This is a genomic window from Vibrio sp. ZF57 (assembly GCF_001691235.1).
GTDB lineage: Bacteria > Pseudomonadota > Gammaproteobacteria > Enterobacterales > Vibrionaceae > Vibrio > Vibrio crassostreae_C.
Map to the genome: position 1 here is coordinate 57,528 of NZ_MAKD01000012.1, position 15,353 is coordinate 72,880.

Sequence of the window (15,353 nt, forward strand, 5' to 3'; positions counted from 1 at the left end):
TTATATTGACTGCGGTTTCTCTGGATTGAGAGCCAAACCTAAGTAGCGTTTCGCTGATATATGGGATATATCGACTTTCGACATGTTACGAAGACAGGATTGAACATGAAAATATTCATTATGCGCCACGGTGAAGCAGAACATTTTGCCAACTCGGATGCAGAAAGAGCGTTGACCAAGCGCGGGAAAATGGCTTCTCTTGCCGTGGCACAAGCTGCAAATGAGCAGGGGATTAGTCAATTCGATAAAGTGCTGGTGAGCCCATATTTAAGGGCACAAGAAACGTGGTTAGAGATCTCTCAGGCGTTTTCTGGAAAGAAAGTAGAAACCTGTGATGATATTACGCCTTATGGAATGTCCGACGATGTGTTTGATTTGACCTTAGCAATGGCTGAAGTAGAAAAACTAGAGACCATTTTATTTGTTTCTCATTTACCTCTAGTTGGCTACCTAACTGCAGAGTTTGCAACAGGCATGGCGCCGCCTATGTTTCCCACTTCGGGCCTAGCGTGTATCGACTTCAACCTTGAGACACAAAAAGGTGAGTTGCTTTGGAACATCAATCCATAAGCTCGTTGAGCTCTGTTTGATGACAAAGTTGCAGACAATTAGAAAGGGCATCTCAATATGATTGGGATGCCCTTTGTTGTTTTTTGGTGAGAGAGAGTTTGTTAACCAGAATTACTTCTCAGGAACCGAAAGCAAGACTAACAGCGCGCCATTGCCGCCAAACTCTAACGGTGCTTGGTGGAAAGCCATCACGTCTGGGTGCTGTGCTAACCACAAAGGCACCTTCTGTTTAAGGATGTGTTTACCGATACCGTGTTGAACACAGGCACACGCCACGCTCTCTTTCACGCAGTGCGCAATCATCGCGCCAAGCTCACGTTTGGCTTCTTGTTGAGTCATACCATGCATATCGAGATACACGTCAGGCACGTAGACACCACGACGGAGGCGCTTGACCTCATATTTAGAGACATCATCACGCGCATAACGCGTCGGACCGTCTTCGCTAAGATGCGGAATGAACTCATCCGAGAAATAAAACTCGCTATCACTGGCTTGTCTTGCCGTTCGAGTAATTTCTTTTTGCTTGGCATTTCTTTTTGGCTGCTGGACTATGGTATCCTGTTGCAACTTTTTAACGCCCTTTACTGCATCGTTGAACAGGGCGAAATCGTCATCGAAGTCGGTGTCTTTTTTGCTCATCAGGTTATGAATTCTAATTAGAAACGTAATTAGCAGTATTGTAGCGCTTTTCGGAGACAATTTTGGATAAGATTTTTGTAGAAGAAGCGGTATCAGAACTACACACGCTTCAAGATGTGATTCGTTGGACTGTTAGCCGCTTTAACGCAGCGGGCCTATTTTATGGTCACGGCACTGATAACGCGTGGGATGAGGCAGTACAACTTATCTTACCTACTCTTTATCTGCCGATTGATGTTCCTTCGCATGTGATGAACTCTCGTCTAACGAGCAGCGAACGTCTACGTATTGTTGAGCGCGTAATCAAGCGTATTAATGATCGTACACCAACGGCTTACCTAACCAACAAAGCTTGGTTCTGTGGTCTTGAGTTCTTCGTTGATGAGCGCGTTCTTGTGCCTCGTTCTCCAATTGGTGAGCTGATCGAAGCTCAATTCCAACCTTGGTTAACTGAAGAGCCAACTCGCATCATGGATATGTGTACGGGTAGTGGTTGTATCGCTATTGCTTGTGCTCACGCATTCCCAGACGCTGAAGTAGATGCGATTGATATCTCTACTGACGCATTGCAAGTTGCAGAGCAGAACGTTCAAGATCACGGCATGGAGCAGCAAGTGTTCCCAATCCGTTCAGATCTTTTCCGTGATTTGCCAAAAGAGAAATACAACCTGATCGTATCTAACCCACCTTACGTGGACGAAGAAGATATGAACAGCCTGCCAGATGAGTTTACTCACGAGCCAGAACTTGGCCTAGCAGCGGGTACAGACGGTCTGAAATTGGTTCGTCGCATCTTAGCTAATGCACCAGACTACCTAACTGACGACGGTATTCTTATCTGTGAAGTTGGTAACTCAATGGTTCATATGATGGATCAGTACCCAGAGATTCCATTCACTTGGATTGAATTCTCTAACGGTGGTCATGGCGTATTCATGATCACTCGTGAGCAGCTTGTTGCTTGCGCTGATGAGTTCTCTATCTACAAAGACTAGGTTTCAATTATTAGGTTAGTGCCCCTATCTTAGGGCTGTAAGCTTAGAACCTGACATCTAGTAAGACGTTCGATTTGAAACGTTTTTATTTAAACGCCATGCAGCAATGCATGGCGTTTTTTATTGCCTAGATTAAAGATGTTTGCATTTATATCGAAGACGTTAAGCGCAATATTTAGTTGATTAATATGAGGGCTTATTACATATTGGTGTTTAATATTTAGTCGTTTTAGTGAGTTAAGGAGGATTCACGATGAGCTTTGATACATGGATTTATTATTTATTAGCGGTGCTAATTTTAACGGCATCACCAGGCCCAAGTTCTTTATTGTGCATGACCAAAGGTGTGCAATCTGGCTTTAAATTATCGATATTTACTGCCTTGGGGAGCTTAACTGCGATTACTGGTATTTTAACTTTATCGTTTACCGGGCTAGGGGTAATTATTGCTTCGTCTGAAGTGGTATTTAATGTCATAAAATGGACTGGTGCAGCTTATCTGATCTTCCTCGGTTGGAAGTCTCTGCGCTCTAGCCAACAAGATTATGACAAGTTATCGGATCAACAAGGCGGTGCTCAATCTGTCAAAGAAAGCGCTGCGCAGCATTACTTAAGTGGCTTTATTGTTGGCGCGAGTAACCCCAAAGCTATCTTGTTTTTTACTGCACTTTTCCCACAGTTTATTGATCCCTCAATTGCGCTATTACCACAGTTTACCGTGTTTGCTTTTACCTTCGCAGTGATGGAATTGTCTTGGTTATTGGTGTATGCCTACTTGGGGGCGAAGTCGTCAAATTGGTTGTTTGCGAAAGGTCGAGCCAAGGTCTTTAATCGTGTCACTGGAGGTGTCTTTATTGGGGCTGGCGCACTGCTTTCGACGACCAGTCGAGCATAACTTTCTGTTTTATCAGAGAGGTGAATGGTTACAGAATATTCTTGATGCTGTCATAAAAGGTTAATATTAATGTGCTTGCTGCTTTTGGCGAAAAGCCGATATATTGTAGTTACACCATCACGTTCTCAAGGAGAGACATATGCAGCATCAAGAAATGATTCAACACAGTAACTTTGGCGTAATCAGTCGTACTTGGATTTTCTCTACCCTTTCTCTAGTGGGTATTCTTGCTCTAATGTAGTCAGCTTCATGGCTCTATAGTTTTAGTTTTTATTATGAAATCACTTGTTAAAAAGTCTTCAAAGTCAGAACTCTTTCTCTTATAAATGTGGCTTTTCTCATCAGGCTAGCCACTTAACTTTTTCTTAGTCATCTTCTTCTAGCAAGCATCCCCCAGTAATTTACTCCTAGTCACCACTTTCTTCTTGTGGAATGGTTTATCACCTTACCTCTATAAACAAGCGCCATCGCACTTCTGAAGTTGTTACGAAACTGTGATAATCTTAAGTTATCTTTTATCTACAGTGTATCTCTCATGTCTGTCTGGGATTCTATTTCATTTAACAATCGATTTACTGCATTACCTCGACTGTTCTATACCCCAATTCAACCTACACCGCTCAGCAATGTCCAATGGCTCGCATGGAATCATAAGCTTGCGGATGAACTCGGTTTTTTGTCATTTGATGATGCTTCCGAGGAATTGCTTGAAACGTTATCTGGCAATGTTGAACCTGAGCAGTTTTCGCCTGTAGCAATGAAATACGCAGGCCACCAGTTTGGTTCTTATAACCCGGATTTAGGTGATGGAAGAGGGCTGTTATTAGCTCAAATTGTCGCGAAAAGTGGCGAAACGTTCGATTTACACCTTAAAGGTGCCGGTAAAACGCCCTATTCACGTATGGGCGATGGACGCGCTGTTATTCGATCAACCGTTCGTGAGTACTTATGTAGCGAAGCGATGGCAGGGCTCAATATCCCAACCACTCGCGCGTTGGCTATGATGACCAGCGACACACCGGTATATCGAGAGAAGCAAGAGTGGGGCGCATTGTTGGTGCGTGCTGCCGAATCACACATCCGTTTCGGTCACTTTGAACATCTGTTTTATACCAATCAGTTGGCTGAGCATAAGTTGCTGGCCGATAAAGTCATTGAATGGCACTTCCCTGAGTGTCTCGATGAAGAGAAACCCTACGCTGCTATGTTTAATCAGATTGTTGACCGTACCGCGGAGATGATTGCGTTGTGGCAAGCGAATGGTTTTGCTCATGGCGTGATGAACACCGATAACATGTCGATCATCGGGCAAACTTTCGATTATGGCCCGTTCGCGTTTCTTGATGAATATGACCCAAGATTGATCTGTAATCACTCGGATTACCAAGGTCGTTATGCTTTTAACCAGCAGCCAAGAATAGGGCTTTGGAACCTGTCGGCACTGGCTCACTCACTTTCTCCGCTGGTGGATAAGGCCGACTTAGAGGCGGCTTTAGAGCAGTACGAACCGCAAATGAACGGTTACTTTAGTCAGATGATGCGTCGTAAGTTGGGGCTACTTTCGAAACAAGAAGGCGACAGTCGTTTGTTTGAATCTATGTTCGAGCTGATGTCGCAAAACAAAGTCGACTACCCAAGGTTCTTTAGAACGCTATCGAACCTAGACACCTTGTCGCCACAAGAAGTGATTGATCTGATAATTGATCGAGAGGCAGCAAAACTGTGGGTAGATAACTACTTACAACGCTGCGAATTGGAAGATAGCTCAGTGGTCGAGCGCTGCGAAAATATGAGACAGGTAAACCCGAAATACATCCTCAGAAACTACCTAGCTCAGCTAGCGATAGACAAAGCAGAGCGCGGTGATAGCAGCGATATTGACGCTTTGATGGTGGTACTGGCAGACCCTTATGCGGAACACCCGGATTATGAATACCTTGCGGCTCTACCTCCTGAGTGGGGTAAAGCCATGGAGATCAGCTGCTCTTCATAACCAACCAATAGCGGATTAAGCCCTAAAGATTCAGATAGAGGTCACTAAGTTGTGATCTTTATCTGTTTGTTCTTCTAACTTTACAAACATGTCAATAATCAAACAATCGGCCAGCCTATACACTATGTGAATAAGTTGTAAATTTAATAGGTTTGGGCGATGCCAACAAATACTCGAATTCTCGTGGTGGATGATGATCAAGAAATCCGCGAGCTGCTGGAAGAGTACCTCACAAAATCTGGTTTCGATGTTTCTTCTGTGGGAGATGGTGTTGAACTAGAAGCTCATCTGCAAAACCAAGGTTATCCAGATCTGATTCTGCTTGATGTGATGCTACCCGGTGACGATGGTTTTACCTTGTGTCAACGCGTCCGTAAGCAATCGAATGTGCCTATCATCATGCTGACTGCCGTATCGGATGAAACCGACCAAATTATCGGCTTAGAAATTGGTGCTGATGATTACATTGCCAAGCCGTTTAGCCCTCGTCAGTTAATGGCGCGTATCAAAGCGTTGTTGCGCCGCGTTCAAGTGGTGGATGACAAGACAAGTGATGCATTGCCAAAACAGATTGTTTTTGGTGATTGGACGCTTGATACGTTAGCGCATCGAATTTCCCACAATGAAAACTCGGAAGAGATGGATTTGTCGGGCAGTGATTTTTCTCTGTTGATGTTGTTCTTAACTCGCCCTAACGAAGTTCTCGACCGTGACACTATCTCATTCGCGACCAGAGGCCGCGAAGCGTTGCCTTTTGAACGTGGCATCGACGTGCAGCTTAGTCGCCTGAGAAGCCGATTGGGCGACAGCGGCAAATATCCTCATTACATCAAAACCATGCGCGGCAATGGCTATATTCTCGCTGTGCCTGTTCAGTATGAGCACTGATAATCAAGTGCTGTCAATGAACACCTTGCCAATGAAGTATTTCCTATGAACTGGATGAGTCGATTAAAACCCAACTCCTTGGTCGCAAGAACATTGCTACTGACCTTGTTAGCCGTGGTGATTGCTCAGGGTATCGCAACGTCTATTTGGTATAGCGAATCCAAACACAAAGAGTTGGAAGGGATTCGTTCTGCCTCCGAAAGCATGGCCAATATGTTTGCCTCGACGGTGACTTTCTTTCAGTCTCTACCCGTCAAATATCGTCATATCGTATTAGATCAGATCCGCAATATGGGCGGTACGCGCTTTTTCGTCTCTTTCAATAAAGAGGCGTTGATTGTCGAACCGATCCCTGATACCCGCTTAAAAACCGCATCGATAGAAGCTATAGAGAGTGTCTTGAGTAGCAAGCTTAATAAGGTGGAGTCAGTTCGTGTCGATTTCTCTCGCCCAGAACATCTTCGCTTGCTTAAAAATGATATCTACTTGAGCGATCTCCCGCGATCGTGGGCCCATCATACCTTAACCTTAGAACCTCTTAACCCTCCTATTCTGGTTGTTCAGATAGAATTAGCCAGTCATGAATGGGTGTATATCGCCGCGTTGTTGCCTGCGCCTTACGTCAAACTCGACGATACGATTCTCGGCAGAGAACAGGTGATCTTCTTAGTTTCCTCGACCCTCATTCTTTTGGTTTTGACTTACTTGATGATTCGTCGGCAAGTACGCCCTCTTAAAAAATTAGCAAGAGCGGCCAATGAGATGAGTATGGATATTCAGCAGCCGCCACTTAACGAAGAGGGGGCTACTGAGCTGGTGACGGCGACCCGAGCGTTTAATCGAATGCAGCAACGGATTCGTCGCTATGTTGCCGACCGTGAGCACCTTTTCTCTGCAATCTCACATGATTTAAAGACACCAATAACACGGCTTAGATTGCGTGCAGAGTTGTTGGAGAGTGAAGTAAAGAAAGACAAATTCAACAAAGATCTCGATGAGCTTGAGATGATGGTTAAAGGTGCTTTGCAAGCGGTAAGAGACACCGATCTACACGAGAATAATGCCATTATTGACCTCAACGAAATGGTACTTGCAGTGATTGAATCTCATAACCAGTATCAGACAAAGGTTGAGTTCGAGCCGGTCGTCATTGAGCCATTGGTCGCTAAACCACTGGCGATAAAGCGTGTACTCACCAACTTAATCGACAACGCGGTTAAGTATGGTTCCTCAGCAGTTGTTGAAATCAGCGGTGATGATCTTTGGGTGGTCGTGACCATTCAAGACCGTGGTCTCGGTATTCCAGAAGACAAGCTAGAGTTAGTTTTCGAACCTTACTTTAGGTTAGCAACGGACGACCAAGGACACGGACTTGGCCTCGGGATCTGCCGAAATATCCTGCATGGACACGGCGGAGATCTCATTATTCGTAACTCCCCTCAAGGCGGCTTAGAAGCTAAAGTCTATATTCCACGCGGCCTAGAAGTTTAATGTAACAATTGTGTTACATTGAGCTTACCTTTTGTTTCAATCTTACAAATCAGAATAAGTAGACTCTGTATTGAACCGGACGTCGAGTCCGCTAAAACATGGAAGATAATAATGAAAATCAATAAAACCCTACTTACTCTATCTCTTCTTGCTGCCTCAACATTTTCTCTAGCTGGTGAAGTGGAAGTGCTTCACTGGTGGACTGCCGGTGGCGAAGCGAAATCCGCAGCTGTACTGAAAGAGATGATTGAAGAACAAGGCCATACTTGGAAAGATTTCGCTGTTGCTGGTGGCGGCGGTGAAAGTGCGATGACTGTTTTGAAAACTCGAGCAGTGTCGGGCAATCCTCCATCTGCGGCGCAGATTAAAGGTCATGATATTCAAGAGTGGGGTGGTTTAGGTTTTCTAACGTCTCTCGATGCAACTGCGAAACAAGAAAAATGGGATGAGCTACTGCCAGAAGTGGTCACTAAAGTGATGAAGTGGGATGGCGAATATGTCGCAGTTCCTGTCAACGTTCACCGTGTTAACTGGCTTTGGGCGAACCCTGTTGTTTTAGAAAAATCAGGCGTGACGGTTCCAACTACGTTAGATGAGTTCTTTGTTGCCGCAGACAAGATTAAAGCGGCTGGCTTCATTCCACTGGCTCACGGTGGTCAACCTTGGCAAGACGCGACGGTATTCGAAGCGGTGGCACTTGATGTGCTAGGCAGTGAAGACTACAACAAAGCGTTCGTTGACTTGGATATGGACGTGTTGTCTGGTGACAAAATGGTGGAAGTATTCACCAAGTTCAAAAAGATGCGTGATTACATCGACAGCAACTCTCCGGGTCGTGATTGGAACGTAGCAACTTCGATGGTTATCAATGGCGAAGCGGCAATGCAGATCATGGGTGACTGGGCTAAAGGTGAATTTACTGCGGCAGGCAAAGTACCGGGTAAAGATTACATCTGTGCACCAGCACCGGGCACTGATGGCCAATTCACTTTCAACATCGATAGCTTTGCGTTCTTTGAGCTGAGTGACAAAGAGAACCAAAAAGCGCAGCAAGACCTAGCGAAAACCATTCTTACCAAAGATTTCCAAGAAGTCTTCAACCTTAACAAGGGTTCTATCCCTGTACGTCTAGATATGGACATGTCTAAGTTCGACCAATGTGCGTTGGATTCAATGGCAACCTTCAAAGCGAGTGCGAAATCTGGCGATCTTGTTCCGAGTATGGCTCACGGCCTAGCGACAACAAGCTACGCTCAAGGCGCGATTTACGACGTGGTAACCAACTTCTTCAACGAAAAAGGTGCCGATCCAAAACAAGCGGCGGCTAAGTTAGCGAAAGCTGTGAAAGCGGCTATCTAATATAACTTGATAAGCGACACACAACGCACGTGAGTGACGGGTTGTGTTGCTTTACCAAACCCCCAGGGTGGGTAGGCTCGTAGGGAGCCTATCTACTCTTCACTCCCAATTCTGATATGCGTAATGCTGATGTGGTGCCGAAAGGTAAGCCATTGGCTCGATTGTGCAACAAGGATAAGTTATGGAGCATGTTTTGACTGAGTCGACTCCAAAACCCACAAGGAGCCAGCCTGCGCCCAAGCCTAGCTTTGCTGACAGGTTGCAACATTGGTTACCCAAGATTGTACTGGCGCCGACCGCGTTAGTGACCGTGGTGTGTATCTACGGCTATATATTCTGGACGGCGGCGCTGTCGTTTACGAATTCTCGATTTTTACCGAGCTTCAACTTTGTTGGTTTAGCTCAATATGAAAAGCTGATGGACAACGATCGCTGGATCACCTCAATCACCAACCTCGGTGTGTTTGGTTTTCTGTTCATGGCGATTGCTATCTTGTTGGGTGTGGGTTTGGCGGTATTGCTTGACCAGAACATCCGTCAAGAAGGCGCGATTCGTACCATTTATTTATACCCAATGGCCTTGTCATTCATCGTGACGGGTACCGCTTGGAAATGGATTCTCAATCCGGGTCTTGGCATTGAAAAACTGATGCAAGATTGGGGCTTTACCGACTTCAAATTCGATTGGTTAGTCGACTCTGAAATGTCGGTCTATACCTTGGTTATCGCAGCACTTTGGCAGTCGTCAGGCTTCGTGATGGCGATGTTCTTAGCCGGCCTTCGTGGCATTGATTCTTCAATCATCAAAGCCGCTCAAATTGATGGGGCAAGCTTACCCACTATTTATCTGAAAATCATTCTACCTTGCTTGCGCCCTGTGGTTTTCAGCGCGGTGATCATCACCTCACACATTGCGATTAAGAGTTTCGACCTTGTGACCGCGATGACAGCGGGTGGCCCAGGTTATTCATCGGATCTTCCTGCGCTATTCATGTACGCACACTCATTTACGCGTGGACAAATCGGCCTTGGTGCTGCCAGTGCCATGATGATGCTTGCTGGTATCTTAGCGATTCTCGTGCCTTATCTTTACTCTGAACTTAGGGAGAAAAAGTCATGATGAATAATATCAATTTTGCTCGAATCTTTATTTATTCAGCACTGCTTTTCTTCTGCTTGGTGTATCTAATGCCATTGTTTGTCATGGCGCTGACCTCATTCAAAACTCTGCCAGACATCAAGGCAGGTAACTTGATGAGCTTACCGAAAGAGTGGGTGTTTGATGCTTGGTATAAAGCGTGGGACACCGCCTGTACGGGCGTGAAATGTGAAGGCATCAAAGGCTACTTCTGGAACTCGTTCCAAATGGTGATTCCTGCGGTTGCGATTTCAACATTGCTCGGTGCATTCAATGGTTATGTAGTGACGAAATGGCAATTCCGAGGCTCGAATCTGTTCTTCAGCTTACTGTTGTTTGGTTGCTTCATTCCGTTCCAAGTGGTGCTACTACCAATGGCAACCATGCTCGGCAAGATGGGGCTAGCGAACACAACCATCGGCTTGGTGATTGTGCACGTTATCTACGGCATGGCGTTTACAACTCTGTTTTTCCGTAACTTCTACATCTCGATTCCGGATGAATTGATCAAAGCAGCAAAACTGGATGGTGCAGGCTTCTTTACCATTTTCTTCAAGATCTTATTACCGATCTCTACGCCTATCATCATGGTGACGGTGATCTGGCAGTTCACCGCAATCTGGAACGATTTCTTGTTCGGGGTGGTGTATTCCGGCTCAGAGACTCAGCCAATCACCGTAGCATTAAATAACTTAGTCAACACCAGCACGGGCGTTAAAGAATACAACGTTGATATGGCTGCCGCGATCATCGCCGCGCTGCCAACGCTGTTGGTGTATGTCTTCGCAGGAAAATATTTTGTTCGTGGCCTAACGGCAGGATCAGTAAAAGGATAATTACCCATGGCAACATTAGATTTAAAACAGATCCGTAAAACCTATCGCAACGCGGACAACGAAACGTTAAAGGGCATCGACATCAGTATCGATTCGGGGGAGTTCTTGATACTTGTCGGCCCTTCGGGGTGTGGAAAATCCACCCTAATGAACACCATTGCTGGGCTAGAAAATATTAGCTCGGGTGAAATCGTGATTGATGGTGTTGACGTGGCCCAGGTTGAACCTAAAGACCGCGACATCGCGATGGTATTCCAGTCGTACGCACTTTACCCAAACATGACGGTACGCGGCAATATCGCCTTCGGCTTGAAGATCCGCAAGATGCCACAAGACGAAATCGACGCAGAAGTGAATCGCGTCGCTGAAATGCTACAAATCGAACAACTGCTTGATCGTAAACCATCGCAGCTATCTGGTGGTCAGCGTCAACGTGTCGCTATGGGGCGCGCTTTGGCGCGTCGTCCTAAGCTGTATCTGTTCGATGAGCCGCTTTCTAACTTGGATGCCAAGCTACGTGTCGAGATGCGACACCAGATCAAACGTCTGCACCAAAAGCTGAACACCACCATTGTCTACGTGACCCATGACCAAATCGAGGCGATGACCTTGGCTGACCGTATTGCGGTGATGAAAGATGGTGAACTGCAGCAACTCGGTACGCCGCAAGAGATCTACACCAAGCCAAATAACATGTTCGTGGCGGGCTTTATGGGTTCACCATCTATGAACTTCATTAAGACCATGGTGGATTTGGATGATGAGCAGAATCCGATCATCAAAGTAACGGGTACAGCTGAGCAAGAGCACCACATTCGATTACCACAAAGCATGCGTGAGCAAGATGGCAAAGAAGTGGTGATTGGCCTGCGCCCTGAACATATTACCGAGCAGGAAAGTGAAGATGTGTCGGCAACGACCAAGCTAGACTTGCAGTTAGAAGTGCTAGAACCAACAGGGCCAGATACGATTGCGATGGTGAAAGTGAACGACCAAGAAGTGGCATGTCGCTTGTCGCCAGAATTTGAAGTGTCAGTTGGGCAAATGGCGCCGCTGCATTTTGACTTATCAAAGGCGGTATTCTTTGATGCTCAGACTGAAGCGAGAATTGATTTTTAGTTTTTGAGACAGTAGCTCAATGAGAGTCTAAGCTTAAGCAAAGGCAGTATCACTAATTACTAATAAGTAACGTGATGCTGTCTTTTTTGTTGTTTTAGCCTGTTTTATTTCCTCACGAAAACAGAGGGATAAACGAGATAAATGGATTAACTGCAATAATATCGCCAAATAGCCTCCGTTAGCTCTATAAAGCTGACCGAGAACAGCGTAGGATCGCGCTACTTTAGACCAAATACTAGGTTGCACATTAGTGCATAAACAGAAGAATACATGAAACTAACAGCAAAACCCTCAGCTAGTAACGCTTTACTTATTTCTATTACGGCACCGGACTTCAAAGGTGACGAAGCAAAAGAGTCTCTTGCCGAACTTGCTCGCTTAGTAACAACCCTAGGGTTTAAAGTGGTCGGTACACAATCACAGCACCACAGTTCAACACAACGACAAAACGTGTTGGGCGCAGGTAAGCTTGCAGAAATTGCACACCTCACCGGTTACCAAGGTTCGATTGAAGAAGCAGAAGATGAAGATTTTATCGATGAATCTTTTGATTTTCGCGCTAGTATCGATGAATTAGATTTTGATGATCTTCCATCTGAAGATGTGGAGTTTGGTACTGCTGACGTAGTGGTATTCGACTGTGATTTGAGCCCATCTCAACTGCGTAATGTAGAAGCGCACTTGGGTGTCGAGGTATTTGACCGTACTGGTATCATCATCGAGATCTTTAGCCGCCATGCTCGTACTCGTACCGCACGTCTGCAAGTTGAAATCGCTCGCCTAAACTACTTAGTGCCTCGACTGCGTGAAACAGCCGACGGTGATAAAGAGCGTCAAATGGGTCAGGGTGCTGGTGAAACTTCATTAGAGCTAGACCGCCGTAAAGTACGTGACCAAATTGCTGCGCTTAAACGTGAGCTGGTTAGCGTACAGGACGAAATGAAGAACCGACGCACTCAGCGTTCGGAGCTTTTCACTGTTGCTCTGGTTGGCTACACCAACGCGGGTAAATCTTCGATGATGCGCGCTATGACCGCAACCGAAGTGAGCGGTGAAGATAAGCTATTCGCGACCTTAGATACCACGGTTCGTGCACTTCAGCCGATCACTCAGCCGCGTATCTTAGTGTCAGATACGGTGGGTTTCATCAAGAAACTGCCACACGATCTGGTTGCTTCATTCCACTCAACACTAGCAGAAGCGCATGATGCTTCATTACTGCTTTATGTGGTTGATGCTTCTGATGTTTCATTCCGCGCACAGCTTGATGTGGTACACGAAGTATTAGCGCAAGTGGGCGTTGAAGGCAGCGAAAAACTATTGGTACTGAACAAGTGCGATAGATTGAGCGAAGAAGAACAGTTAGAGCTGATTGAAGAATTCCCAGATGCAATGCTGACCTCGACTCGTGACCCGCTCGATATCACCAAGCTGCACAAGTACATTGTGGGTGTGGCTGAACAAGGCATGATCGAAGAAGAGATCACGATTCCTTATTCTGGACAAGGCATTATCGGTGAGATTCGCTCAAACATGAGTGTGGTGAAGGAAGAATACGACTACGAATGCATCAAGCTTACTGTACGCTCAAGTGCAATTGATTTAGCGCGCTTGAAAAAGCGTATGCAGAAGTCTTAATTTTGTAGCGAGCCTGGCAAGAACAACCAAAAGAAAAGCGACCCGATAAGGTCGCTTTTTTGTTTCCTGTCGCTGAGTAATTAGTTACTCGTCAACCAGTCCATTTAGGTCATTTACGCCATTCTTTGAGTTGGCTTCCATCGTGCTAGTTCTGGATCAAGCTTGATGCCTTGCGAAGTCAGCAGGTTAACACGTGCTAAGTAAGCCGCACCGTGCATCAGGTGCTTAGCAAGGTCGACCGCATTACGCTGCTGGTAATCATCTAGGTAGCTGTCTTTTGCCCACGCGTTGAATGCGCCAAGTGCAGGGCCAGCCCATACTTGATAATCCATTTCACGACCTTGTTCGCCCGTGTTTGACCAGCGGCTAGAAAGCCCCAAGTACCAGCGGAAAATCAACGCCATTTTACGCTTCGGGTTGCCTTCAGCGCGTTCGATCTGTTTAGGGTCGCGCTCGTTAAAGTGAGCAACAGTACCTGCCCAGATGTCATCCAATGTTGAACGGAATACCTGCTTCTCTAGCTTTTGACGTTCTTCAACTGGAATCGCTTCAATGGAGTCGTAGCGTGTGTAGATCTCGTAAAGCTTGTTTGCACGCATTGGGAACAAGGTACCGCGCTTAACCACTTGCAGCTTCACGCCCATTTCGAACATGTCTGCTGCCGGAGCCATAGTCACGTCAGCCATTTCAGTTGTCGAAAGCAGCTTACGTGTGTGTTCGCTCGCGCCAGCTTCAACACAGGCTTGGTTAATAGAACCAGTAACAATGTATGCCGCGCCCATGTTAAACGTCGCTAGAGCAGCGTCAGGCGTGCCTACGCCACCACCACAGCCAACACGCAGCGGTGTTTTGAACTGGTACTGTGCTTGGATTTGCTCTTTCAGTGCAAGAATCGTTGGTAGTAGGGTAACCAGTGGACGATTGTCGGTGTGACCACCAGAATCGGCTTCTGCAGTAATGTCATCAGCCATAGGAACCAGCTGTGCTAGCTCCATTTGTTCTGCTGTGATTCGACCTTCATCAACCAAAGCTTGCAGCATTTTCACAGGAGCAGGTTGCATGAACTTGCTTGCGACTTCAGTACGGCTCACTTTTGCGATGACTTTGTTGCCGATCTGGATTTCACCTTGTGCATCACGGCTAAGGCCAGCAGCACGATAGTGAACAATTTGCGGTGTTAAACCTAAGAAGGCAGAAGCCTCAACCGTTTTCACTTTGTGCTTCAAAAACAGCTCTACACTGCCGCGCTCTAGTGCAGGTTCACTTGGGCTGTGAATCAGGTTAAACGCGTAAGGGCCGTTTGGTAGCGCTGCTTGAATACGGTTGATCGCTTGCTCAACGCGAGACGGGATTAAGCCTGCCGCGCCAAATGAACAAAGAATGCCTGCCTGACCAAGCGCAATTACAAGCTCTTCAGATGAGATGCCGTTGGCCATTGCGCCTGCGTAGTACGCGTATTTTACGCCATGACAGCGACGAAACTCTTCGTCGCCCAAGCTTTGTGTACCGAGTGCAGGAGCAAATGCGCTAACAGGTTGGCTGTTCGCTGCACTTGCTGAATCACCCGATGTAATTTCAGCTTGTTGGCTGACGCCTAAGCCTTTTTCTGGGTGGTTCACGACGTAACAAGCAAGGCTTAAGTCTTTCAATATTGTCGACATTGCTGCGTTATCAAAGCGAGTTGTGCTCTCTTCGATCTGCCAAGGCCACGGAGATAGCTTTTCGTTATTGATAGTAGTTTGAGTTGTCATACTAAATTCTTTCCTAATTCTCTGTCTCTAATGGCGGC

13 protein-coding genes are annotated in these 15,353 nt (G+C 46.2%); 11 read left to right on the forward strand and 2 right to left on the reverse strand.

Annotated features, from left to right (window positions below):
• Positions 1-105 precede the first annotated feature (105 nt).
• Positions 106-570, forward strand: a complete 465-nt coding sequence (sixA, locus tag A6D97_RS01375) for a phosphohistidine phosphatase SixA (RefSeq protein ID WP_017064097.1) — start codon at positions 106-108, stop codon at positions 568-570.
• Positions 571-681: 111 nt separating this feature from the next.
• Here the strand turns inward: sixA and smrB are convergent, their stop codons facing one another.
• Positions 682-1,212, reverse strand: a complete 531-nt coding sequence (gene smrB / locus A6D97_RS01380) for an endonuclease SmrB (RefSeq protein WP_017064096.1) — start codon at positions 1,210-1,212, stop codon at positions 682-684.
• A 62-nt stretch (positions 1,213-1,274) separates the two neighbouring features.
• Here smrB and prmB point away from each other — a divergent pair, with 62 nt between their 5' ends.
• The 10 genes from prmB to hflX all read left to right on the forward strand — a co-directional run bounded on the left by prmB (position 1,275) and on the right by hflX (position 13,564).
• Entirely contained in the window at positions 1,275-2,207 is a 933-nt protein-coding gene (gene prmB, locus A6D97_RS01385; protein WP_017060640.1) for a 50S ribosomal protein L3 N(5)-glutamine methyltransferase, read from the forward strand.
• 253 nt (positions 2,208-2,460) lie between these two features.
• Positions 2,461-3,102, forward strand: a complete 642-nt coding sequence (locus A6D97_RS01390; RefSeq protein WP_017060639.1) for a LysE family translocator — start codon at positions 2,461-2,463, stop codon at positions 3,100-3,102.
• A gap of 535 nt (positions 3,103-3,637) precedes the next feature.
• Positions 3,638-5,095 (forward strand): protein adenylyltransferase SelO, encoded by a 1,458-nt coding sequence (locus tag A6D97_RS01395; RefSeq protein ID WP_065583674.1) that lies wholly within the window; start codon positions 3,638-3,640, stop codon positions 5,093-5,095.
• A 159-nt stretch (positions 5,096-5,254) separates the two neighbouring features.
• The gene (locus A6D97_RS01400; RefSeq protein ID WP_017060637.1) at positions 5,255-5,983 is read left to right on the forward strand and encodes a response regulator transcription factor; all 729 of its coding nucleotides are present in this window, start codon (positions 5,255-5,257) and stop codon (positions 5,981-5,983) included.
• Positions 5,984-6,028: 45 nt separating this feature from the next.
• Entirely contained in the window at positions 6,029-7,474 is a 1,446-nt protein-coding gene (locus A6D97_RS01405; RefSeq protein WP_065583675.1) for an ATP-binding protein, read from the forward strand.
• Between the two features lie 111 nt (positions 7,475-7,585).
• Positions 7,586-8,833 (forward strand): ABC transporter substrate-binding protein, encoded by a 1,248-nt coding sequence (locus A6D97_RS01410; RefSeq protein ID WP_065583676.1) that lies wholly within the window; start codon positions 7,586-7,588, stop codon positions 8,831-8,833.
• Between the two features lie 181 nt (positions 8,834-9,014).
• Positions 9,015-9,953 (forward strand): sugar ABC transporter permease, encoded by a 939-nt coding sequence (locus tag A6D97_RS01415; RefSeq protein ID WP_017060634.1) that lies wholly within the window; start codon positions 9,015-9,017, stop codon positions 9,951-9,953.
• Positions 9,950-10,807, forward strand: a complete 858-nt coding sequence (locus A6D97_RS01420; protein ID WP_009848502.1) for a carbohydrate ABC transporter permease — start codon at positions 9,950-9,952, stop codon at positions 10,805-10,807. Before A6D97_RS01415 ends, A6D97_RS01420 begins: the two co-directional genes overlap by 4 nt.
• 6 nt (positions 10,808-10,813) lie before the next feature.
• On the forward strand, positions 10,814-11,926 hold the full coding sequence (ugpC, locus tag A6D97_RS01425; protein WP_017066148.1) for a sn-glycerol-3-phosphate ABC transporter ATP-binding protein UgpC: 1,113 nt from the start codon (positions 10,814-10,816) through the stop codon (positions 11,924-11,926).
• A 270-nt stretch (positions 11,927-12,196) separates the two neighbouring features.
• Positions 12,197-13,564, forward strand: coding sequence for a GTPase HflX (gene hflX / locus A6D97_RS01430; protein ID WP_065583677.1), 1,368 nt, complete (start codon positions 12,197-12,199; stop codon positions 13,562-13,564).
• 113 nt (positions 13,565-13,677) lie between these two features.
• On the opposite strand, the gene pfaD is transcribed toward hflX, so the two are convergent.
• Entirely contained in the window at positions 13,678-15,315 is a 1,638-nt protein-coding gene (gene pfaD, locus A6D97_RS01435) for an eicosapentaenoate synthase subunit PfaD (protein WP_065583678.1), read from the reverse strand.
• Positions 15,316-15,353: the final 38 nt, after the last annotated feature.

Coding starts and splice junctions, on each gene's coding strand:
- A6D97_RS01420 (WP_009848502.1), top strand. CDS start 9,950: ATGATGAATAATATCAATTTTGCTCGAATCTTTATTTATTCAGCACTG.
- ugpC (WP_017066148.1), top strand. CDS start 10,814: ATGGCAACATTAGATTTAAAACAGATCCGTAAAACCTATCGCAACGCG.
- A6D97_RS01405 (WP_065583675.1), top strand. CDS start 6,029: ATGAACTGGATGAGTCGATTAAAACCCAACTCCTTGGTCGCAAGAACA.
- pfaD (WP_065583678.1), bottom strand. CDS start 15,315: ATGACAACTCAAACTACTATCAATAACGAAAAGCTATCTCCGTGGCCT.
- A6D97_RS01415 (WP_017060634.1), top strand. CDS start 9,015: ATGGAGCATGTTTTGACTGAGTCGACTCCAAAACCCACAAGGAGCCAG.
- sixA (WP_017064097.1), top strand. CDS start 106: ATGAAAATATTCATTATGCGCCACGGTGAAGCAGAACATTTTGCCAAC.
- A6D97_RS01410 (WP_065583676.1), top strand. CDS start 7,586: ATGAAAATCAATAAAACCCTACTTACTCTATCTCTTCTTGCTGCCTCA.
- hflX (WP_065583677.1), top strand. CDS start 12,197: ATGAAACTAACAGCAAAACCCTCAGCTAGTAACGCTTTACTTATTTCT.
- A6D97_RS01400 (WP_017060637.1), top strand. CDS start 5,255: ATGCCAACAAATACTCGAATTCTCGTGGTGGATGATGATCAAGAAATC.
- A6D97_RS01395 (WP_065583674.1), top strand. CDS start 3,638: ATGTCTGTCTGGGATTCTATTTCATTTAACAATCGATTTACTGCATTA.
- smrB (WP_017064096.1), bottom strand. CDS start 1,212: ATGAGCAAAAAAGACACCGACTTCGATGACGATTTCGCCCTGTTCAAC.
- A6D97_RS01390 (WP_017060639.1), top strand. CDS start 2,461: ATGAGCTTTGATACATGGATTTATTATTTATTAGCGGTGCTAATTTTA.